The organism is Telluribacter sp., from assembly GCF_035998675.1.
In the GTDB taxonomy this organism is placed as follows: domain Bacteria; phylum Bacteroidota; class Bacteroidia; order Cytophagales; family Spirosomataceae; genus Telluribacter.
In genome coordinates this window covers 1-17,597 of record NZ_DASYHI010000018.1, presented here as the reverse complement: position 1 = coordinate 17,597, position 17,597 = coordinate 1, and the positions used below count along the sequence as shown (strand labels likewise).

Annotated in this window: 17 protein-coding genes and 1 pseudogene; 9 read left to right on the top strand and 9 right to left on the bottom strand. The window is 47.2% G+C overall.

All coding sequences use genetic code 11. The annotated features are described in order from the left end of the window. Positions 1-23 precede the first annotated feature (23 nt). Together VGN67_RS10725 and VGN67_RS10720 are read left to right on the top strand one after the other, a co-directional pair. Positions 24-404, top strand: coding sequence for a diacylglycerol kinase family protein (locus VGN67_RS10725; protein ID WP_327486819.1), 381 nt, complete (start codon positions 24-26; stop codon positions 402-404). A gap of 28 nt (positions 405-432) precedes the next feature. Then, the gene (locus tag VGN67_RS10720) at positions 433-894 is read left to right on the top strand and encodes a hypothetical protein (protein WP_327486818.1); all 462 of its coding nucleotides are present in this window, start codon (positions 433-435) and stop codon (positions 892-894) included. Between the two features lie 47 nt (positions 895-941). Here VGN67_RS10720 and VGN67_RS10715 read toward each other — a convergent pair whose 3' ends face one another. The 6 genes and pseudogenes from VGN67_RS10715 to VGN67_RS10695 form a co-directional block, all read right to left on the bottom strand. After that, positions 942-1,253, bottom strand: coding sequence for a PDDEXK nuclease domain-containing protein (locus VGN67_RS10715; protein WP_327486817.1), 312 nt, complete (start codon positions 1,251-1,253; stop codon positions 942-944). Positions 1,254-1,265: 12 nt separating this feature from the next. Continuing rightward, the gene (ltrA, locus tag VGN67_RS10710) at positions 1,266-2,738 is read right to left on the bottom strand and encodes a group II intron reverse transcriptase/maturase (RefSeq protein WP_327486816.1); all 1,473 of its coding nucleotides are present in this window, start codon (positions 2,736-2,738) and stop codon (positions 1,266-1,268) included. Positions 2,739-2,749: 11 nt separating this feature from the next. After that, positions 2,750-3,034 carry a reverse transcriptase N-terminal domain-containing protein gene (locus VGN67_RS24525; protein ID WP_414717305.1) on the bottom strand — a complete coding sequence of 95 codons (285 nt, stop codon included), beginning with the start codon at positions 3,032-3,034 and terminating at the stop codon, positions 2,750-2,752. 504 nt (positions 3,035-3,538) lie between these two features. Then, positions 3,539-3,871, bottom strand: coding sequence for a PDDEXK nuclease domain-containing protein (locus VGN67_RS10705; RefSeq protein WP_327487127.1), 333 nt, complete (start codon positions 3,869-3,871; stop codon positions 3,539-3,541). Beyond that, positions 3,872-4,258, bottom strand: a pseudogene (locus tag VGN67_RS10700) (DUF1016 N-terminal domain-containing protein); the annotation flags it as partial. Between the two features lie 174 nt (positions 4,259-4,432). Further along, positions 4,433-4,945 carry a DUF2911 domain-containing protein gene (locus tag VGN67_RS10695; protein WP_327486815.1) on the bottom strand — a complete coding sequence of 171 codons (513 nt, stop codon included), beginning with the start codon at positions 4,943-4,945 and terminating at the stop codon, positions 4,433-4,435. A 215-nt stretch (positions 4,946-5,160) separates the two neighbouring features. Here VGN67_RS10695 and recG point away from each other — a divergent pair, with 215 nt between their 5' ends. The 5 genes from recG to VGN67_RS10670 all read left to right on the top strand — a co-directional run bounded on the left by recG (position 5,161) and on the right by VGN67_RS10670 (position 10,584). Next, the gene (recG, locus tag VGN67_RS10690; RefSeq protein WP_327486814.1) at positions 5,161-7,263 is read left to right on the top strand and encodes an ATP-dependent DNA helicase RecG; all 2,103 of its coding nucleotides are present in this window, start codon (positions 5,161-5,163) and stop codon (positions 7,261-7,263) included. 54 nt (positions 7,264-7,317) lie between these two features. Further along, positions 7,318-7,992, top strand: a complete 675-nt coding sequence (locus VGN67_RS10685) for a hypothetical protein (RefSeq protein WP_327486813.1) — start codon at positions 7,318-7,320, stop codon at positions 7,990-7,992. 153 nt (positions 7,993-8,145) lie between these two features. Then, positions 8,146-8,967 (top strand): alpha/beta hydrolase, encoded by an 822-nt coding sequence (locus tag VGN67_RS10680; RefSeq protein ID WP_327486812.1) that lies wholly within the window; start codon positions 8,146-8,148, stop codon positions 8,965-8,967. A 133-nt stretch (positions 8,968-9,100) separates the two neighbouring features. Continuing rightward, positions 9,101-9,736, top strand: a complete 636-nt coding sequence (locus tag VGN67_RS10675; RefSeq protein ID WP_327486811.1) for a hypothetical protein — start codon at positions 9,101-9,103, stop codon at positions 9,734-9,736. Beyond that, positions 9,733-10,584, top strand: a complete 852-nt coding sequence (locus tag VGN67_RS10670; protein ID WP_327486810.1) for a nucleotidyl transferase AbiEii/AbiGii toxin family protein — start codon at positions 9,733-9,735, stop codon at positions 10,582-10,584. The genes VGN67_RS10675 and VGN67_RS10670 overlap by 4 nt, the downstream gene beginning before the upstream one ends. A gap of 97 nt (positions 10,585-10,681) precedes the next feature. On the opposite strand, the gene VGN67_RS10665 is transcribed toward VGN67_RS10670, so the two are convergent. Both VGN67_RS10665 and VGN67_RS10660 read right to left on the bottom strand, forming a co-directional pair. Further along, positions 10,682-12,097 carry a M56 family metallopeptidase gene (locus tag VGN67_RS10665; protein ID WP_327486809.1) on the bottom strand — a complete coding sequence of 472 codons (1,416 nt, stop codon included), beginning with the start codon at positions 12,095-12,097 and terminating at the stop codon, positions 10,682-10,684. Further along, on the bottom strand, positions 12,094-12,465 hold the full coding sequence (locus tag VGN67_RS10660) for a BlaI/MecI/CopY family transcriptional regulator (protein ID WP_327486808.1): 372 nt from the start codon (positions 12,463-12,465) through the stop codon (positions 12,094-12,096). Before VGN67_RS10660 ends, VGN67_RS10665 begins: the two co-directional genes overlap by 4 nt. 404 nt (positions 12,466-12,869) lie before the next feature. Here VGN67_RS10660 and VGN67_RS10655 point away from each other — a divergent pair, with 404 nt between their 5' ends. Next, complete coding sequence (locus VGN67_RS10655; RefSeq protein ID WP_327486807.1) at positions 12,870-14,336, top strand: PAS domain S-box protein; 1,467 nt, start codon at positions 12,870-12,872, stop codon at positions 14,334-14,336. A gap of 184 nt (positions 14,337-14,520) precedes the next feature. Further along, on the top strand, positions 14,521-16,815 hold the full coding sequence (locus tag VGN67_RS10650; RefSeq protein ID WP_327486806.1) for a PAS domain-containing sensor histidine kinase: 2,295 nt from the start codon (positions 14,521-14,523) through the stop codon (positions 16,813-16,815). 125 nt (positions 16,816-16,940) lie between these two features. Here the strand turns inward: VGN67_RS10650 and VGN67_RS10645 are convergent, their stop codons facing one another. Further along, the gene (locus VGN67_RS10645; protein ID WP_327486804.1) at positions 16,941-17,297 is read right to left on the bottom strand and encodes a VOC family protein; all 357 of its coding nucleotides are present in this window, start codon (positions 17,295-17,297) and stop codon (positions 16,941-16,943) included. Positions 17,298-17,597 lie beyond the last annotated feature (300 nt).

The window sequence follows — 17,597 nt, the reverse complement described above, 5'->3', positions numbered from 1 at the left end:
AACACTTTGCCTGCTACCTTGTCATGAATCAAAATTTAATTGATACCAGCAAAGCTTTCCGAAGTTTCAGATTTGCCGGCGCGGGCATCATGAGCCTGTTCAGGTACGAAAACAACGCCCGGATTCACCTGCTGGCGGCCTTGTTGGTTATTTTTCTGGGTGTAGGTCTTCAAATTTCCCTGGCTGAGTGGGGGCTGGTCATTACTCAGATCGGACTGGTATGGATGGCCGAGGCTTTCAACACCGCGCTCGAAAAACTGGCCGATGTCGTATCTCCCGACTACCATCCTACCATCAAAGCCGTTAAGGATCTGGCGGCGGGCGGGGTACTGATGGTGGCGCTGTCAGCCGTTATCGTAGGTGGTCTGGTTTTTATTCCCAAACTGCTGGCGCTGTTCCTATAAGTACTTCCATTACTCAAAAAGCTCTATCATGCGCTCTGTTTTTACCGTTTTCTTTGTTCTTTTCCTTGCCGCCGGTAGCCAGGCGCAGACTGTCCAGTCCGGGACTACTGATGGGGCCCGGATGCGTCAATGGTACGACCGGGAAACCATTTATCTGGCGGGGCCTACGCGTTATATCAAGAACAATGTAGTGTACAGCGGACATCAGCAGCTCCGGCGCGAGTTTATGGTGTCGGAAGGAGGTATGCAGTTGTACCTGCGCTCCCGGCGTAACCGCAACTTTGCCATGGTTATTTCGCTGGTGGGGTCGGTGGGGTCAATTTACTCCCTGGTCAGTGGCAACCGCAATAACGTCAAGACCTTCTTCTGGGTATCGCTGGGTACCGGGCTGGTGTCCTCAACTTTATCCATGCAAGCCAATAGTCAGCTCAACCAGGCCGTCTGGCTCCGCAACCGCGACGCCCTGCTTTTTCTGGAACCGGAGCGGTAGGGTACTTCCTGTGCTGGGGACTACTTTCAGATAGAACTACTTTATTTTTATTTTCTGGTGCTGGCCCCTAATTCACGCTCCAAATCCTCAATGGTAGGCAGGGTCCCTTTTAAATCATTGGGAATGTTCTCTGTCAATTGATATTCTGATATTCCAATAGGCTTGTTTACATCTTTTAGAGCATACTCAGCAACCACTTTATTTTTGTCCTGGCAGATCAACAGGCCAATGCTAGGTTGATCGTGTAACGTCCGCAGTTGATCGTCTACTACGGATAAATAGAAGTTTAGCTTTCCAGCAAATTCGGGTTGAAATTTGCCTCGTTTCAATTCTATCACGACGTAACAGCGTAGTTTCAAATGGTAGTTAACCTAAGCATGGGCGTCGCCACCCATGCTCGGCTCCAGAACCGGACTTGCTCCTTTCAAAACATCCGGCTCCTCACTAATCAGGTGTTTGTCATTCATACTCCTTTGGTGAACTCGATCGTGGCAGTGGCCATGTAAAAGTACCAAATTGGATGGCTGGTTGTTGCTATGCTGCCCGTCGGCATGATGGACTTCCAGAATGTCCAATGGTCTAAAGTACAAGCCACAGCCCTTACAACGGCCTTGTTGCTTCATTAATAACTTAGCTACTCGTGGAGATAGAGTCGGATAGCGACCCATTCGAGCTGACCAATATACGTGGTCGCCGTCATAGGGACTGCGCCTATCTTTCACTTTTACGAAGTACTTGATTCGGTAATCCGAGTGCATAGCCAAGAGCTTATGGTCTATCGTTTTAAACCGCCAATGATTGTTTCCATGCCGCAAAAAGTAGCGGTCTTTGACCCAACGCCGACCTTTCTGAGGATGCCGGTAACGGGCCCAACGCCAAAGCTTTTGAAACATCAAATGATCTGCCTTCTCAAAGGTTTTGCGGGCTACCACCGTTTTGTAGTAGTTTGACCAGCCTTTAATCAGGGGATTCAAATTTCTGATGACGGTATCCTGCGATTCTCCTCGGTGAGACCGGAGTAGTTGTCGGATAGCCATCAGATGACGTTGTAGTGCTTCTTTACTGGGTTTAATTAGGGTGGAATACCCCTGTCGAGTCGTTGACCGGTATTGACGTACATGAAAGCCCAAGAAGTTAAACCCGGCTGGTTGGTCTCCTATCGGTTGATAGGTATGACAAAGCCTTGTCTTGGTGTCTTTTAGGTGCAAGCCTATTTGTTTCAGCCATGTGGCTATATACTCCTTCGCTTTCAGCAGCAGGGTCTGATCTTCGTGGATAACCACAAAGTCATCCGCATAGCGAATAATCGATAACATGCGGGCTGAGAGCATATAAGAGCCCTTACCACATTTCTGTTTCATGTACTGCTGTAAGTGTCGGCCAAGTGCCTTTTTGGTATCCATTTCCAAGCCATGGAGGGCAATGTTTGCCAGCAAGGGTGAGATTATACCCCCTTGTGGTGTACCCTGCTGAGTAGGCCTGAATACGGTTCCGTCTAGTACGCCCGCTTTTAGCCAGCTTTTGATACGCCGACGTAGAAAAGGGCTACACTTGAGCTTTCTAAGGAGTGCAGTCTGGTCAATAGTGTCAAAGCAGCCTGCTATGTCTGCATCCAACACATAGGCTTGTTTCCTGTTGATAGTCCCAAAGATAGCCGCGATGGCATCCTGAGCGGAGCGGCCTGGTCTGAAACCGTAACTATTGGGCTCAAATTTAGCCTCCCATTCCGGTTCCATCCCCATCTTGACCAGTGCCTGATTGACTCGGTCCCGGATCGTTGGAATACCTAACGGTCGTTTTTCTGCCTTACCGGGTTTGGGTATCCATACTCGGCGAACAGGCATCGCTTTGGCCCTTAAGGGCAAGTCCTCACCAGCCCGTGTCGCTCTTTTTTGGTTAGGGCTGTTTGGCCATCTACCCCGGCGGTTTTCTTGCCTCGGTTATCCTGAGTTACTCGGCGAACAGCCAGCCATTTGGCACTGGCTGAACAAATTAATAGGCGTTGTAGCTTTCTGACGGCGAGCTGGTCACCTTTCTGAGAAGCTCGATAGATTCGCTTTTGCAGCTTAAATACGTTTCTCTCCAGCGTTGGCCAGTGAATCGTATCCCAGTCATACCTAAGTGTTGTCACCTGGTTCATAATGTGTTAACTGCTACTAACAACTCTATCATCCTGATTAGCGTGTCTCCGTGGGCCTATCCGGGGCATTACTCCCGGCATTCGCTTCTGAGACAATCCCTCCCTTTCGGGGCTTGCGGCTGACTACCTACTTCATGAAGAAGAGCCATCGAAAGGGTTACTCCGTTCCCTATTGCTGTTTGTCGTCGGAGACAGATTCCTGCTTTTCGCCGGGGCTGGATAACATCGACAGAGACCTATTCAACTCTCCGCCATCTCTATAGCCCGTACCCTTTTGGTTAAAGCGTAACAGCCTTGTTTCGCTTTTCTACGACCTTACGACGAGTCAGACACAGGTTCCTCGCGTAATCATATCCGACTGTGCTTGGGGGAGTGACGGCTCAAGGCTGCCGCTTACCCCCGTTTAGCCCATGCAGGCACCCGGTTGATTGTCAGTCATCGAGTGTGGGCTATGCATCATCCCGATGTCGGGGAGATTGGAATTTCACCAATACCGCAATAGAGTTAAGCGGCCGGAGCCGCCCTACACTGTCCCGTTGTTCTAACAGTTCGAGTATAAACGGGTCGCACAAGCAACAGGTCAATGTAATAGTCCTGATCTCCTACCTCCAGATGATACTGTCTCCCCACAAAAGCAAAGCCTGCCCCTAATTCCAGTAAAAATTTTGTGATATGATTGGTTAAGGCATTCTCAAGGTCTTTTTCCTGAAAATCCTCTGATAAAGTTAAAAAATCAAACAAGTAAGGGTCTTTGGTTAGCTGCTGAGCCAGATCTGATTGCGAAGCAGGTAAATGGTTTTCGAAGTTAGTAATCGCCTTTCCCTGTCGCTGGTGCAATCCTGACTTGATCTGTAAACTTAATACATCTCGCGACCAACCATTTTCTATGGATTTAGCCATATAGAAGACGCGGGCCTCAGCTTGTTTGACCTTATCCATCAGAATGATATGATGGGACCAGGACAATTGTGCAACGGTCCGTTGCACAATTTCAGAACCGGAATAGGTTTCAGCAAACTTCCGCATATATAACAAGTTTCGGCGCGAAAGCCCCTGCATATCAGGAAAGACCGACTGGAGATCCGCCGCTAACTGATCAATGATCTTAGCCCCCCAACCCGCCTGTTTCTGCTGGCTAAGGATTCCCTTACCTATTTGCCAGTACAACTGAAGTAATTCGGCATTGGTTGCCACAACCGCCCGTAACCGTGCCTGTTGGATTTGGGCTTTTAATTCATCAAGAAGCTAAAAATAAGTATCAGGCAGGTTAGTTTTCATAACGAACGTAAGATACGTGATACTACTCGTGCCATTAATAGGCTAAGCTAAAGTACATAAAAACAAGTGCGCCCCGGACCAGGTCTGAGGCGCTCTCTATACAAGCAATATCTGTTTCGCTTAGAACTTTACAGGTACTGAGAAACCAGTATTATCCCACTGAAAATCCACCGCCTCATCCTTTACATTAAAGTTCAGTTTTTCAGCGGAATTATTGTACTTCTTGGTAGGTACCGTCACCGACACTACGTCCTTGTCTTTGATCTTATCGTAGTTGTAAGCGCCCCATTGCTTCCGCTCGCTGTTCAGGATTACAGTCCATTCCTTGTCACCCGGTATAGAGAACAGCGTATAAGTACCGGCCTTCACGGGCTTACCACCAAAAGTACCGTCTTTCTTAAACGTAATTTCAGTCGCTTCGTTAGCCCCTGTCCGCCATACTTTTCCGTAGGGTTCCAGGCTACCGCTGCCGTCGGCCCCAAACAGGGTACGACCGCGCTTGGATGGCTGTCCGTAATCTACACTTACATTTGTTCCCTCTGCTTTCATGCGGGGGCTGGGTTTAGCCTCCTGAGCAGCCGCCCAGGTAAAAGCGATCAGGGAAAGGGTCAGGGTTAAAAGAATCTTTTTCATAGTTGTAACAGGAATTATGGTTGATATTCTTGTGCAAAACGCCTACAAAACTAAAAAGTTGTTTGATTGGTGCAATAGACTCCTCCTCATAACGGAGAAATTGATGTAAATAAAGCCCGAAACGCAGAAGCCGGTCGGGTGTCTAAAACTGCTCTATTTTTTGGGATGCTTTTCGGGGATTTGTGTAATTTTGAAGAAGGAGCACTCAAGAGCGAATGACCGAACGTACCAACTTCTTTGATACCAAAATCGAGTTTCTGAAAGGCGTAGGGCCCCAGCGGGCCCTCCTGCTGAACAAGGAACTCAACATCTTCAATTATGGCGACCTGCTGCAGCACTACCCATTTCGTCACGAAGATCGCACCCGCTTTTACCGCATCAGCGAACTGACCGAACTGCTGCCGGGTGCCCAGGTAAAGGGCCGACTGAAAGAGTGGGAGATTATAGGCGAAGGTGCCAAGAAGCGGCTGGTGGGGCAGTTTACGGACGGGACGGGTGTACTGGACCTGGTTTGGTTTCAGGGCATTACGTGGTTTGAGAAAATGCTACGCCGAAATGCCGAATACGTCGTGTACGGCAAGCCAGTCCTGTTTGGCGGTAAGTACAGCATTACCCATCCCGAAATAGAACTTCTTACTCCCGAAAACGAAGCGGGTGGATTCTGGCAGCCCGTATACCCCCTTACCGACAAGCTACGCAAGCGGTTTGTGGACAGCCGAGCCATTGGCAAGATGATGCGCACGCTGCTCGAACTGGCGGCTCCTAACATCCGCGAAACGCTACCCGAATCGCTGCGGCAACAGTACCGGCTCATTGGCAAAGCCGACGCCCTCTGGAACATCCACCTGCCGCAGAGCCAGGCGCACCTGGTACAGGCGCAGCGGCGGCTCAAATTTGAGGAGCTTTTTTACAATCAGCTCCGGCTCATTAAGAACAAGCTGCTGCAGAAGAATGAGTTTCCGGGACAAATATTCACGCACGTTGCCCTCCTGCGCGACTTCTACGACAACCACCTGCCCTTTGAACTTACCAACGCCCAGAAGAAGGTACTACGCGAAATCCGGGAGGACCTTAAAACCGGCAAGCAGATGAACCGCCTCCTGCAGGGCGACGTAGGCTCGGGCAAAACTATTGTGGCCTTCATTACCATGCTGATGGCTATAGACAGCAGCGCCCAGGCCTGCCTGATGGCACCAACGGAAATCCTGGCCGACCAGCACTACAATGGTCTGAAAGAGTTCGCTGATTTGTTAGGTCTCAACATCGGTAAACTCACCGGCTCCAGCCGAAAAAAGGAACGGGATGTAATCCATGAGCAATTGCAGGACGGCTCCATACAGATCATTGTAGGTACCCACGCCCTGCTCGAAAACGTGGTGCAGTTCCAGAACCTCGGCCTTTGCATCATCGACGAGCAACACCGGTTCGGAGTGGCCCAGCGGGCCCGGCTGTGGGCTAAAAATGAGCGCGTTAATCCACACGTACTGGTGATGACGGCCACACCCATACCACGTACCCTGGCCATGACGCTCTACGGCGACCTGGATATATCCGTAATTGACGAACTACCCGCCGGGCGCAAACCCATCAAGACTGTCCATCGCTACGACGCCCACCGCGCCACCCTGTTTGGCTTTTTGAAAGAAGAAATCGCGAAGGGGCGGCAGGTGTACATCGTGTACCCGCTCATCGAAGAGTCAGAGAAGATGGACCTGAAAGACCTCATGGATGGCTACGAAAGTATATCCCGCTCGTTTCCGGAAGTACCTCTCAGCATCCTGCACGGAAAGATGAAACCTAAAGACAAGGAGTACGAGATGGCCCGCTTCCTGCGTCAGGAGACCAAGATCATGGTAGCTACTACGGTGATAGAGGTAGGAGTAAACGTGCCCAACGCCTCGGTGATGGTGATCGAAAACGCCGAGCGCTTCGGTCTGGCGCAGCTACACCAGTTGCGTGGCCGCGTAGGTCGGGGGGCTGAGCAGTCGTACTGTATCCTGATGACCGACTTCAAGCTGAGCAAGGAGACTAAGAAGCGCCTCGAAACCATGTGCCGCACCAACAACGGCTTTGAAATAGCGGAGGTAGACCTCGAGCTACGCGGTCCCGGTGACCTTTCGGGTACCCAGCAGAGCGGGATCATGGACTTCCTCATCGCCGATCTGGCCAAAGACGGCGAAATACTCAAAGCCGCCCGTGCCTCTGCCGAATCCATCCTTGATCAGGATCCGGAACTGGTACTTCCCCAGCACGACCCTATCCGCTCGCACCTGGACAACCTCCGCCACGCCGAGACTAACTGGAGCCGGATTAGCTAAGGTGGGTCGAGTGCTTGTAGAAGGTTTGTAAGGCTTAATCACAAAACTTACCTTATGAAAGAAATTTTCCTCACCTCACTTTTAGCACTACTTTCCATCAGTGTATTAGCTCAGGATGAAGGGGGGCTTCATCCTGGATTAATTAAAAATCGTACAGATAGCTTAGAGATTTCATTCATTGACCTCCGGGCCAATTCTTTTCTATACAGGGAGGTCAGGAGGTTCATTCAGGAGCAATCAGATAGCTCGGCTCTTTTCAGGGATGGATTTGGATTCGTTACTATTGATCGCCTCAAGTTGTCTCCTCCCGGACCTATACCCATTCAGGAAACCGAAAAACATGCCAAAGAGGTGGTAGCTTCTGTCACCCTAACTACCTGGAGTTATCCTCTATCTGACGAAAGCTCACTTACACGGTTTCCCAGCTACTATTCTATAGTAGATGGCAGACTGGTACTGGTATACAATGAACTATTGGAGTGGATCTCGCCCCCTCTCTATACGTATGCAAGTAGAATCCGGGTTGAAAAACTGGTCACAAATACCTTACAAATGGCACTCGATCCAGACTTCGTGTTTCAAAGTCTTCAGGGAAAGTCTTACAAGCTGTCTAAAGAACAAAGAGAGACTATGTCTGAGTATGACATTTTGAAAAATGCTACTTTTACCGGAGGCGGATACAAAAGAGTTATCAAATATTTTGATGGGTCTGTAGCTTATTCTAAGTAGTTGTTATTGCCTATTCAAAGTCCCCTGCTCCTTAGGTCTTTGGGGACATATACCATAGGTAACTACACTGATTACACAATACTATTTAACTTTTATTAACTAGTTACTTATCAGACAGCACTCTACTTTTGATTCTATTCAAATCGAAGGAGAATGTCAGCTAAAAAAATAGGAACCAGATGGCTCTGGGCAGGGCTTTTGATAGTTTTGCTATGCTATATTGGCGTCTATATATTGCTCTATATGGGTAGAGAACAGCAGACTGCCCGGTATAGGTCAACATCGCTACCGAGTGATTTCAAGTACAACTTCTCACAAAGTACAGAAGAATTAACTATTCAAACTCCACAAGGTGGCCTGTTGAATGCTCTACTCTTTAAGGTGCCGAAAGCCAAAGGGGTAGTTTGTTTCTGGAAAGGCAATGGGGGAACATTAGCTAACTGGGGGGCCATGGCTCCGACCTTTCTGCAATTCGGTTATGACGTATTAATAACCGATTATCGGCAACACGGGAAAAGTAAAGGGGCCATCAGCTTAGCCAATTTCAATAATGATGCACAGACAGTTTACGACTCTTTAAAACATAGGTATCGGGAAGCCGACATTGTCATTTGTGGCTACTCGTTAGGGGGCAGGGTGGCGGCTCATTTAGCGTCTGCGAACCGACCTAAATTTACCCTATTGATTGATCCAGCCTCAGCCGGTGGTGACTTTAGCGACCGATTTACCGATATACTTTACTTTCCTTTCCCCTCAGTGAACGGGTTTGTCTTTCCCACCGAAGAGGACGTACAAAAAGCTCCAAGTCCGGTTGTCGTTGTCAGTACCGATAACCCAAACAGTACTGCTTATAAACTTAAAGCCTATTTAGGTTCCAACGATCAATTTGTAGCCTTACCCGGAGCAACCCACGAAACCATTTTAACCCATTCTCAAACAACACAACTAATCAAAAAGCTACTCTCACCTCCCTAAAAATTGTTTAAACATTAACTTCTTAATCCAAATCTAAAAGTCTTTGCCCCACCTTGGCCAACCTTTAATTGCAACTTTAAAACAGGATAATCGGAATTATTCCGATTATCCTGTTTTATTATTACATTTAGCCATGGACTTTCTGCAACTAATACAGCCTTATCGTGGACAGCCCCTTACGCACCAGCTACTGCTCTCGGTACTGAAGGGATACAAAAGGCCTAACGATAAAATCCACGAGCTCCTTGCGGCCGGCGTACTGCTACCCGTTAGGAAGGGGCTGTACGTAGCGGCGGCTCCAGATAGCAGTACCCCGGAGCCTGTTTTACTGGCTAATCATATCTATGGCCCCAGTTATGTATCTATGGAAAGTGCTTTGTCTTTCTATGGCATGATTCCCGAGCGCGTGTATGAACTGGCTTCGGCTACTTCCAAGGTGTCGCGGCGTTTTCATACGCCGGTAGGTACCTTTACCTACACCCGTCTCCCTTTGCCTTACTACTCTTTCGGGCAGGTTCAGAAAGAAGTAGCGCCGGGGCAGCGGGCTCTGATGGCTTCACCGGAAAAGGCCCTGCTTGATAAGGTAATTACTACCGCCGGGCTCACACTACGTAGCCAGTCCGCGGCGGCCGATTACCTGCTGGAAAATCTTCGCCTGGACGAAAGTATGCTGAGAGAGATGGATATCGTTCAAATAGAAACATGGCTACCCGACTCTCCCAAAAAAGAAAGCATAGCGATGATGCTGAAACTACTACGAAAACTATGATGAAGGACTGGCTGAACGCCTACCAGCCCACCAATCAGGCTGAGGCTACCCAGGCTTTGCGGGAGATTATGCAGGAGGTAGCGCTGGCGGGACTGTACCGAACCGGCTTTTTTGAGAAAGCAGCTTTCTACGATGGAACGGCCCTCCGGATCTTTTACGGGCTGAACCGCTTTTCGGAAGACCTTGACTTTTCGTTGCTTAGCCCCGATCCGGAATTTGGGCTGGAAAAGTACCTAAAAGGCATGGTTACCGAATTTGAAGCCGTAGGTATGCAGGTCTCTGTCCGGGAAAAGCAGAAAAAGGAGCGTTCGGCCATTGATTCTGCTTTTTTGAAGTCCGAGACCGTCTGGAAGGAACTGGTATTGGAAGATATCATCCCCCAGCACGGGCTCAGACAGATCGCTCCCGTCCGGATCAAAATTGAAGTAGATACCCTGCCCCCGCCGGGTTTTGATACCGAAGAAAGGCTATTGCTACGGCCCTTCTCCTTCTATGTAAAGTGCTTTACGCTGCCCGATCTATTTGCCGGTAAAATGCACGCGCTGCTATTCCGCAAATGGGGTACAAACGTAAAGGGGCGCGATTGGTTTGATCTGGAATGGTACATCCGAAAAGGGGTAGCGCTGCATCTTGACCACTTGGTACTACGGGCCCGTGACAGCGGCGACTGGGACAAAGAGACCATGACGCCGGAAGAATTTCACCAACTGCTGCGGGAGAAGATCGCTTCGGTCAACATGGAGCGGGTGAAGTCCGACATCAGTCGTTTTATTCCTGATTCACGCGTACTGGATATCTGGTCGGCGGCTTACTTTCAGGACCTGGCTGACCACTTGAAGACAGTTTGAGGCAGTTTTACTGAATCAGCCAAAGAAGAATACCGCTGTTCCCTTGCCTTTACCTCTACTGCTACTTTCGGATAGCCTGATGACCATAAGGTTATAGCTATTCAGGGATTTTGCCTTTATTGGGAACAAGGTATTTTCTTGGATTTGCCAGTGCCTCTTTACGATAGGCCTCATAGTGAGCCGTAGTCATCAAGTTCAGCTGGTACTTGTATTTATAACCAATGGTCTTTTGGGCGTTAAGATAAAGCTTACTTACTGATGCCTTCGAAAAATCTTTCGGTTTGTACTTGTTCAGCTCGCTGTTGGGTACCTTCTTATCATCAATCCATACCCCATAAACCGCTGGATTTTTGTACTTCTCATACTCTGTTTCGGTAGGTACATTGGGGGGAGAAGGTTTAAAAGTCCAGATTACATGTTGCAACGATGCCAACTGCTCTTTATTCATGGCCTTCATCAGTTCTTCCATACGCTCGGCATCAGCAGCCGAGGGATTCTTTACCAAAGTGAATCCTGACTCCTTCTTCTCCAGGTACCTTTCTACCAACTCATTATACTCCTTTACTAAATCAGTAGTACTCATCTGGCTTATTGGCGCAGGTACCGGCGGGGGTGGCGGTGGAACTTGGGCCAGGGAGAAATCACTGAATGCGAAAACGGCCAGAACCACCAAAGGCAGGACAGACAACTGGGCCAGCAGGGCCCGGCGACGGGATGTGTGTTTGTTCATCATGACGAATCTTTTTTTGGTGAAAGAATAATTGAACTTACTGATGAAGGGTTGGTCGGCCGCACCAAGTACTTTCCGAAGCAGCAGGTGCTGGTAAGCGGGTACATCCTCACAGGTACCAAGTACCGCCTCATCGGCCAGAAACTCATGGTTCAGCGCAATGGCGTCCCGGTAGTAATAGAAAGCAGGATTAAACCAGAAAAGTACCTTTACCAACTCCACAAGAAGTACATCCAGGCTGTGGAACTGACGTACGTGGGCCATCTCGTGGTCCAGTACCTGCTGTTCGACGGTACCGTTCAGGTAATCGGATTTAGTCAGAAATACATATTTCAGATAGCTATGCGGCATGGTTTCGGTAGGCAACAGTACCAGGTTCAGCCCCTGCTGTATCCGTACTTCATGGGTCTGGATACGGCTCCTTAAACGGTAAATATTCCTGCCGTAGCGGAAAAGCAGCCAGGCGGTTATAAACAGGTACATTCCTCCGGTCAGCCAAAACCACTGAACACTTTCCGGGGTAGCAGGCTGAGGCAGCAGACTTACAGTATAGGGCTCGGGCCTACCGTTACTAAAATCGGTTACGGTGGAAGGAGGCGGGGTAAAAATGGGTTCCTCCAACAGAATTTCCAGCGGAATAAGCGGCAGTACCACCGAAAGTACCAGACTCCCCAACAGGTAAAACCTATTGAACCGGAACATCTTTTCCTTTTCCAGCAAGGCCCGGTAAAACAGCAGCAAACTGGCTGAGCACAGCAGTACTTTCAGCAGGTAGATAATCATGGCTTCTTCTGTTTGAGTTGCTGGTCAATAATCTTCTTCAAATCTTCCAGTTCGGCCGTCGTCAGATTAGATGATTGCGCGAAAAAAGAAGCGAACTGGGCCGTTGAATCATTAAAGAAACTACTGATCAACCCCTTCATCTGGCTAGAGAAATACTCATCCTTGGCCACCAGCGGATAGTACTCCCGGGAGTTTCCGTATTCGCGGTAGGCCACGAATCCCTTATCTATCATGCGTTTGAGCAGGGTAGCCACGGTGGTAGGGGCCGGTTTGGGCTCGGGATAGGCTTCCAGCAGGTCTTTCATAAAGGCTTTGCCGGATTGCCACAGGTGGTGCATCAGTAGTTCTTCCGCTTCAGTGAGTTTCATTCTACAAACTTAGATTTGTTTCTACAAATGTAGAATAAAAATTCAAAGTACCAAAGAAGTAGCTAAAAATATTCCCATACCTATCTTGTCAGTAGAAAAGATGGGGGGTCGAAGTACTATGAAAATTAAAACTTTTAGTCTCTGAGAATACAGGTTAGGGAGCAGAAACCAGTATTTGCGTCACCGATGCTATAATCTTGCCCCCCGGTAGAAGGAAGAAAATTATACATAGGGCCTGTGTTGAGGCATATGTATACCAAAAGTTAAAACCTGAATACTCATTGTTCTATAAACATTTTTATAGAATCAGCATTAAGTATAAATGAAACGTATTGTTTCAACTTAATCAGGTATATCAGAATTAGCCATAGAACGTGAGTTAACGTTTACCCTTTTTATACATTATGCAGGACGATTATCAATTGCTTATTGACTCCATTAAGGACTATGCGATATACATGCTTGATGTTGAAGGTCGTATAACCACCTGGAACGTTGGTGCGCAGCGGATGAAAGGATACAGTACAGAAGAGGTTCTTGGCAAGAACTTCTCCATGTTTTTCATTCCTGAAGATCAGGAAAACGAAAAACCCCTAATGGAGCTCAGTACTGCCCTAACCAGAGGAAGGTACGAAGAAGAAGGATGGCGGATGCGTAAGGATGGAAAAAGGTTTTGGGCTAACATTATCATCACACCAATCTATGACGAAGGCAGGAAACACATTGGTTTTGCCAAAGTAACCCGTGACCTTACCGAAAAAAGAAGAAACGAAGAGCTTTATCTATTGCTGGTAAACCAGGTAAAGGAGTATGCAATTTTTATGCTGGATACTACAGGAGATATCCTGACCTGGAATGAAGGTGCTGAACGCATTAAAGGGTACGCAGCCTATGAGATCATTGGTCAACATTTTTCTATTTTCTATCCCGCCGAAGACAAAGCGGCCGATAAGCCAGCCAATGAGCTTGCCATCGCGATAAGAACCGGTAAATACGAAGAGGAAGGATGGCGCATCAGAAAAGACGGTAGCCGCTTTTGGGCAAGCGTCACCATTTCACCCATTTACACCGACAGCCACATTGGCTTTTCCAAAGTAACCCGCGATCTTACCAGGCGAAAGGAAATGGAACAGCTAACCAGGGCTAACCTTATATTAGAGGCAACCAATAAAGAGCTGGAGCGATTTGCGGTTACTGCCAGCCACGACTTGAAGGAACCTCTGCGTAAGATCCAGATTTTTTCGAGCCGGGTCGTGGAAGATAAAACAAATCCTCCCCACGAGAAGCACCGTGAATTTCTTGATAAAATTATAGTCTCTTCACAGCGTATGAACACGATGATTGAAGAGATATTAAACTACTCCTCTCTTTCTCAAAAGCAGCATTTTCAGAAAAGTAGCCTGGAAACAATTATAAAAGAATCACTGGAACTACTTGAAAACGCTATTGAAGGAAAGAAAGCGACGGTGAAATATAGCCAGCTTCCGGAAGCTATTGTTATTCCATCCCAAATGGGAAGATTGTTTCAGAATTTAATCTCCAATTCTTTAAAGTTCTCCCGAAAGGAGGAAGCTCCTCTCATCACCATCACGTGGGAGTTCCTGGATAAAGAAATGGTAGACTCAGATGAGATCTGGCCGGCAGAACAGTATCTACAGATACAATTCAGGGACAATGGTATCGGCTTTGAGCAGGAATATGCGGAAAGAATTTTTAATCTTTTTGACCGGCTGCATAATAAATCAACGTATGAAGGTACCGGAGTGGGACTAGCTATCTGTCGTAAGATTGTGGAAAACCACGGTGGTACCATCAAAGCCCAGTCATCTCCGGGTGAAGGAGCGGAATTCACCATAATCATACCTGCCTGAAAGTCACCCGCAAGTACCTGACTCAGCCGTTGCTGGTGTTTTTCACCAGCAACTTTTAAAGTCACTCATTCGCTAGTACCTGATTCGCCGGTGATAAAGCCAGCATAGGCGAAATAATAGGTATTTATCTGGTTGTGATTATTTTTGTCTGATTCTACAAAAACTATATCCTGTCCCTATTCTTATGATCAGTAACGATCTAAAGACTTCCTCTCTTGAGGCATCCGTATTGTACCTGGTGCCCAATGCGCTGATCTGGGTAAAACCTGTATTTACCAGCGATGCAACTATTGAGGATTTTGAGATCGGATATGCCAATAAAGCAGCAATCGAAGGGGTGGGTCATCCAAAGGGAAACCTGAAAGGTTTACGCATCCTTCGTGATGGTGTTCCTTCCGAAAAGGGTGCTCCTGAAAATTTCAAACACTTTCTTGAGGTATATCAGACAGCTGAGGTGAAAGAATTCACTTTTTCAACTCCTTACACCAATCGGGTATATGAAACAGTACGGCAACCTCATAATGAGGGAGTACTTAGTATTACTTGTGACCGCGGAGCCCAACGGCAGGCTGAACTCAGGGAAAAGGTAACCCGCCGCACCATGGAATCGATCGTGAAGGCTTCTCCCATTGGAATAGCCGTATTTGATGCGGTTAGAAATAGTGATGATACCATCCTTGACTTTAAGGTACGGGTGTATAATGAGCAGCGAAATGGGTTGTTGGGACTTACCGAAGAAGAAGGCGCTACCCTACTGTTTAGCGAAATACTAGAAATCTTAGGCTCGGCGAACGCTTTTGACCGGTACGTTGAAGTGGTAGAAAAAGGTACTTTTATACAGCGTGAGCAATATGTAGAACGATCTAAGAAGTGGCTTTCTATTTCTACGGTAAAGCTGGATGATGGTTTTCTGGCTATGCTTAGTGACATCACAGAGTTGAAACAATCACAACAAGTACTTCAACAACAAACCGACTACCTCAATAGTATTCTGAATGCTTCACTCAGTGCCGTTTTTACGTGTGAGGCCATACGGGATGAAGAAGGTACTATCCTGGATCTGCGCTATACCCAGATCAATGAGATGTATAAGCAGATGATTGGCAAGACTGAAGAAGAGGTACTGGGAAAAACCATGAAGGAACTGTTTCCGACTGCGGTACCTTCCGGTGCTTTTGCTATTCATTGCAACGTGATAGAAACGGGTGTTTCGGCCCGGTTTGACGTCAGGTATCAAGGAGAGGGTCTCAACGCCTGGTTTGACACATCTTCTGTAAAAGTGGGAGAAAATGGGGTAGTGATAACATTTGCAGATGTGTTGGAGCAAAAGACAGCTGCCCAGAAAATAGAAGAGCAAAAAAGACTGCTGGATAACATACTATCCGGATCTTCCAATGGTATATCGGTTTCCAAAGTTATCCGTAATGAAGAGGGCAAGGTAGTGGATGGCCGCACCATTTTGGCGAATGATGCCGCAGTGCAAATCGCGGGTATTCCCAGGGATATATACCTGAGTAAGAAGGTTACGGAGATAGAGCCAGATATGCTCCAGTCACCCTATTTTCTAATGTGCGTACAAACCCTTGAAACCGGCGAACCTTTCATAACACAATACTTCATTGAATTAAGTGGAAGGTGGCTGGAAATTAGTGTGTCCAGAATGGACCGGGACCACCTCATCCACGTCTTTACTGATGTCACACCCATTAAGGAAGCGCAGTTACAGAAGGATCGGCTGGTAGAAGAACTTAGACGCTCAAATCAAAGTCTGGAGGAATTTGCTCACGCTGCTTCTCACGATATGAAAGAGCCTCTCCGAAAAATCAGAACATTTGCCAGTCGGTTAAAAACTAAGATAGCCGAAGGTTTAGATGAAAAAGATACCGGCCTGATCGACCGGATTGAAACAGCTGCTGAACGCATGCAGTTGCTGGTGGATGATCTGCTGGAGTTTTCGCATGTGAATGAACGTCCCCGTGAAATGGACTCTGTTGATCTTAATGAAAAGGTCATGAAGGTACTTGCCGACCTGGACCTTCCCGTAGAGGAAAAAGGAGCAAGAGTTGAGGTAGGTCCATTACCCACCGTAAAAGGAAACGAACGCCAGCTCCAGCAGCTTTTTTACAACCTGATTGGTAATGCGCTCAAGTACAGCAAACCCGCTACACCTCCTGAAATTTCCATACAATCCCGTAAAGTCATGGGTTCGGAAGTAGCAAGGTCTATCAATCTTCCGGTTGATCAGGAAAACTGGACCTACTATTTAATAGAAGTTCGTGACAACGGTATTGGGTTTGACCAACTATACGCTGAGCGGATCTTTCGGATGTTTAATCGACTGCATGGCCAGGCCGAATATTCTGGAACGGGTATAGGTCTTTCCATTGCCAAAAAAGTGACAGAAAACCATAACGGATACATTTGGGCAACCAGCGAAATGAATATAGGCTCAACCTTTCATATACTTTTGCCCGTGTAAAATTCCAGGCCTTACAAGGGGATTCTAATTCCGCCGTAGCTGGTATTTCTCACCGGCAACTTTTAAGCGCACGATTCATAGTACCTGATTCGCTGGTACTAACATTAACAAATGCGAAAAATTTGCTAGATGCTTTGTCCGAAAGTCAGCAAATTGTTGTCAGGGTCAAGTAAAGCATATTCCTTTTGTCCCCAGGGTTTTGATTGTAGTGCCCCGTTTGGGTGAATGGGTACTTTGTTGTCTAAAAGAGATTGATACAACTTCTCAATGTCGTTGGTTCGGATATACACTTGTCCGTAATTTTCTTTGGGATCAAGAGACTTAAACTCGAAAAAATGAATTTGAATGTTGTCTTTCCCGATTATCAAATAACCGTCATAGTCTGTGGCTCCTACTGACCGAAAGCCTAATTTGTTTAAATAGAACTCTTTCGTTGCGCTCTTGTCCCGCATTGGTAATTTGGGATTTATATCTGTCAGCATATAATCTTGTTTGTTGCTAATACCCTTGTGCTTCCTGAACTATTGGTTGTAGTCGTTTAATTTTCTTCTTTGGTTAATAAAGTCTGTCAGTAGATGAATGCTTAACCTCCAGTCACAATTTTACAATAACACCGTTAGCGGTATTACATATTTTACAGTTCTAAGAATATGTTTTGGATTGAATAAAACCAATAAAAGGAGTCAGTCGTTAGCTTGTTGAATCTCACCTCAAACAAGCTAAATGAAAGAGAATTTCTCTGAAATGACTGACTCCTGCTGGCAATTTGTCGAAAAAATAAT

Excerpts from the sequence above, each read along its gene's own strand:
- ltrA (WP_327486816.1), bottom strand. The coding sequence starts at position 2,738 with ATGCCTGTTCGCCGAGTATGGATACCCAAACCCGGTAAGGCAGAAAAA.
- VGN67_RS10720 (WP_327486818.1), top strand. The coding sequence starts at position 433 with ATGCGCTCTGTTTTTACCGTTTTCTTTGTTCTTTTCCTTGCCGCCGGT.
- VGN67_RS10660 (WP_327486808.1), bottom strand. The coding sequence starts at position 12,465 with ATGAAACTCACTGAAGCGGAAGAACTACTGATGCACCACCTGTGGCAA.
- recG (WP_327486814.1), top strand. The coding sequence starts at position 5,161 with ATGACCGAACGTACCAACTTCTTTGATACCAAAATCGAGTTTCTGAAA.
- VGN67_RS10670 (WP_327486810.1), top strand. The coding sequence starts at position 9,733 with ATGATGAAGGACTGGCTGAACGCCTACCAGCCCACCAATCAGGCTGAG.
- VGN67_RS10655 (WP_327486807.1), top strand. The coding sequence starts at position 12,870 with ATGCAGGACGATTATCAATTGCTTATTGACTCCATTAAGGACTATGCG.
- VGN67_RS10685 (WP_327486813.1), top strand. The coding sequence starts at position 7,318 with ATGAAAGAAATTTTCCTCACCTCACTTTTAGCACTACTTTCCATCAGT.
- VGN67_RS10645 (WP_327486804.1), bottom strand. The coding sequence starts at position 17,297 with ATGCTGACAGATATAAATCCCAAATTACCAATGCGGGACAAGAGCGCA.
- VGN67_RS10725 (WP_327486819.1), top strand. The coding sequence starts at position 24 with ATGAATCAAAATTTAATTGATACCAGCAAAGCTTTCCGAAGTTTCAGA.
- VGN67_RS10680 (WP_327486812.1), top strand. The coding sequence starts at position 8,146 with ATGTCAGCTAAAAAAATAGGAACCAGATGGCTCTGGGCAGGGCTTTTG.
- VGN67_RS10665 (WP_327486809.1), bottom strand. The coding sequence starts at position 12,097 with ATGATTATCTACCTGCTGAAAGTACTGCTGTGCTCAGCCAGTTTGCTG.
- VGN67_RS10695 (WP_327486815.1), bottom strand. The coding sequence starts at position 4,945 with ATGAAAAAGATTCTTTTAACCCTGACCCTTTCCCTGATCGCTTTTACC.
- VGN67_RS10650 (WP_327486806.1), top strand. The coding sequence starts at position 14,521 with ATGATCAGTAACGATCTAAAGACTTCCTCTCTTGAGGCATCCGTATTG.
- VGN67_RS10675 (WP_327486811.1), top strand. The coding sequence starts at position 9,101 with ATGGACTTTCTGCAACTAATACAGCCTTATCGTGGACAGCCCCTTACG.
- VGN67_RS24525 (WP_414717305.1), bottom strand. The coding sequence starts at position 3,034 with ATGAACCAGGTGACAACACTTAGGTATGACTGGGATACGATTCACTGG.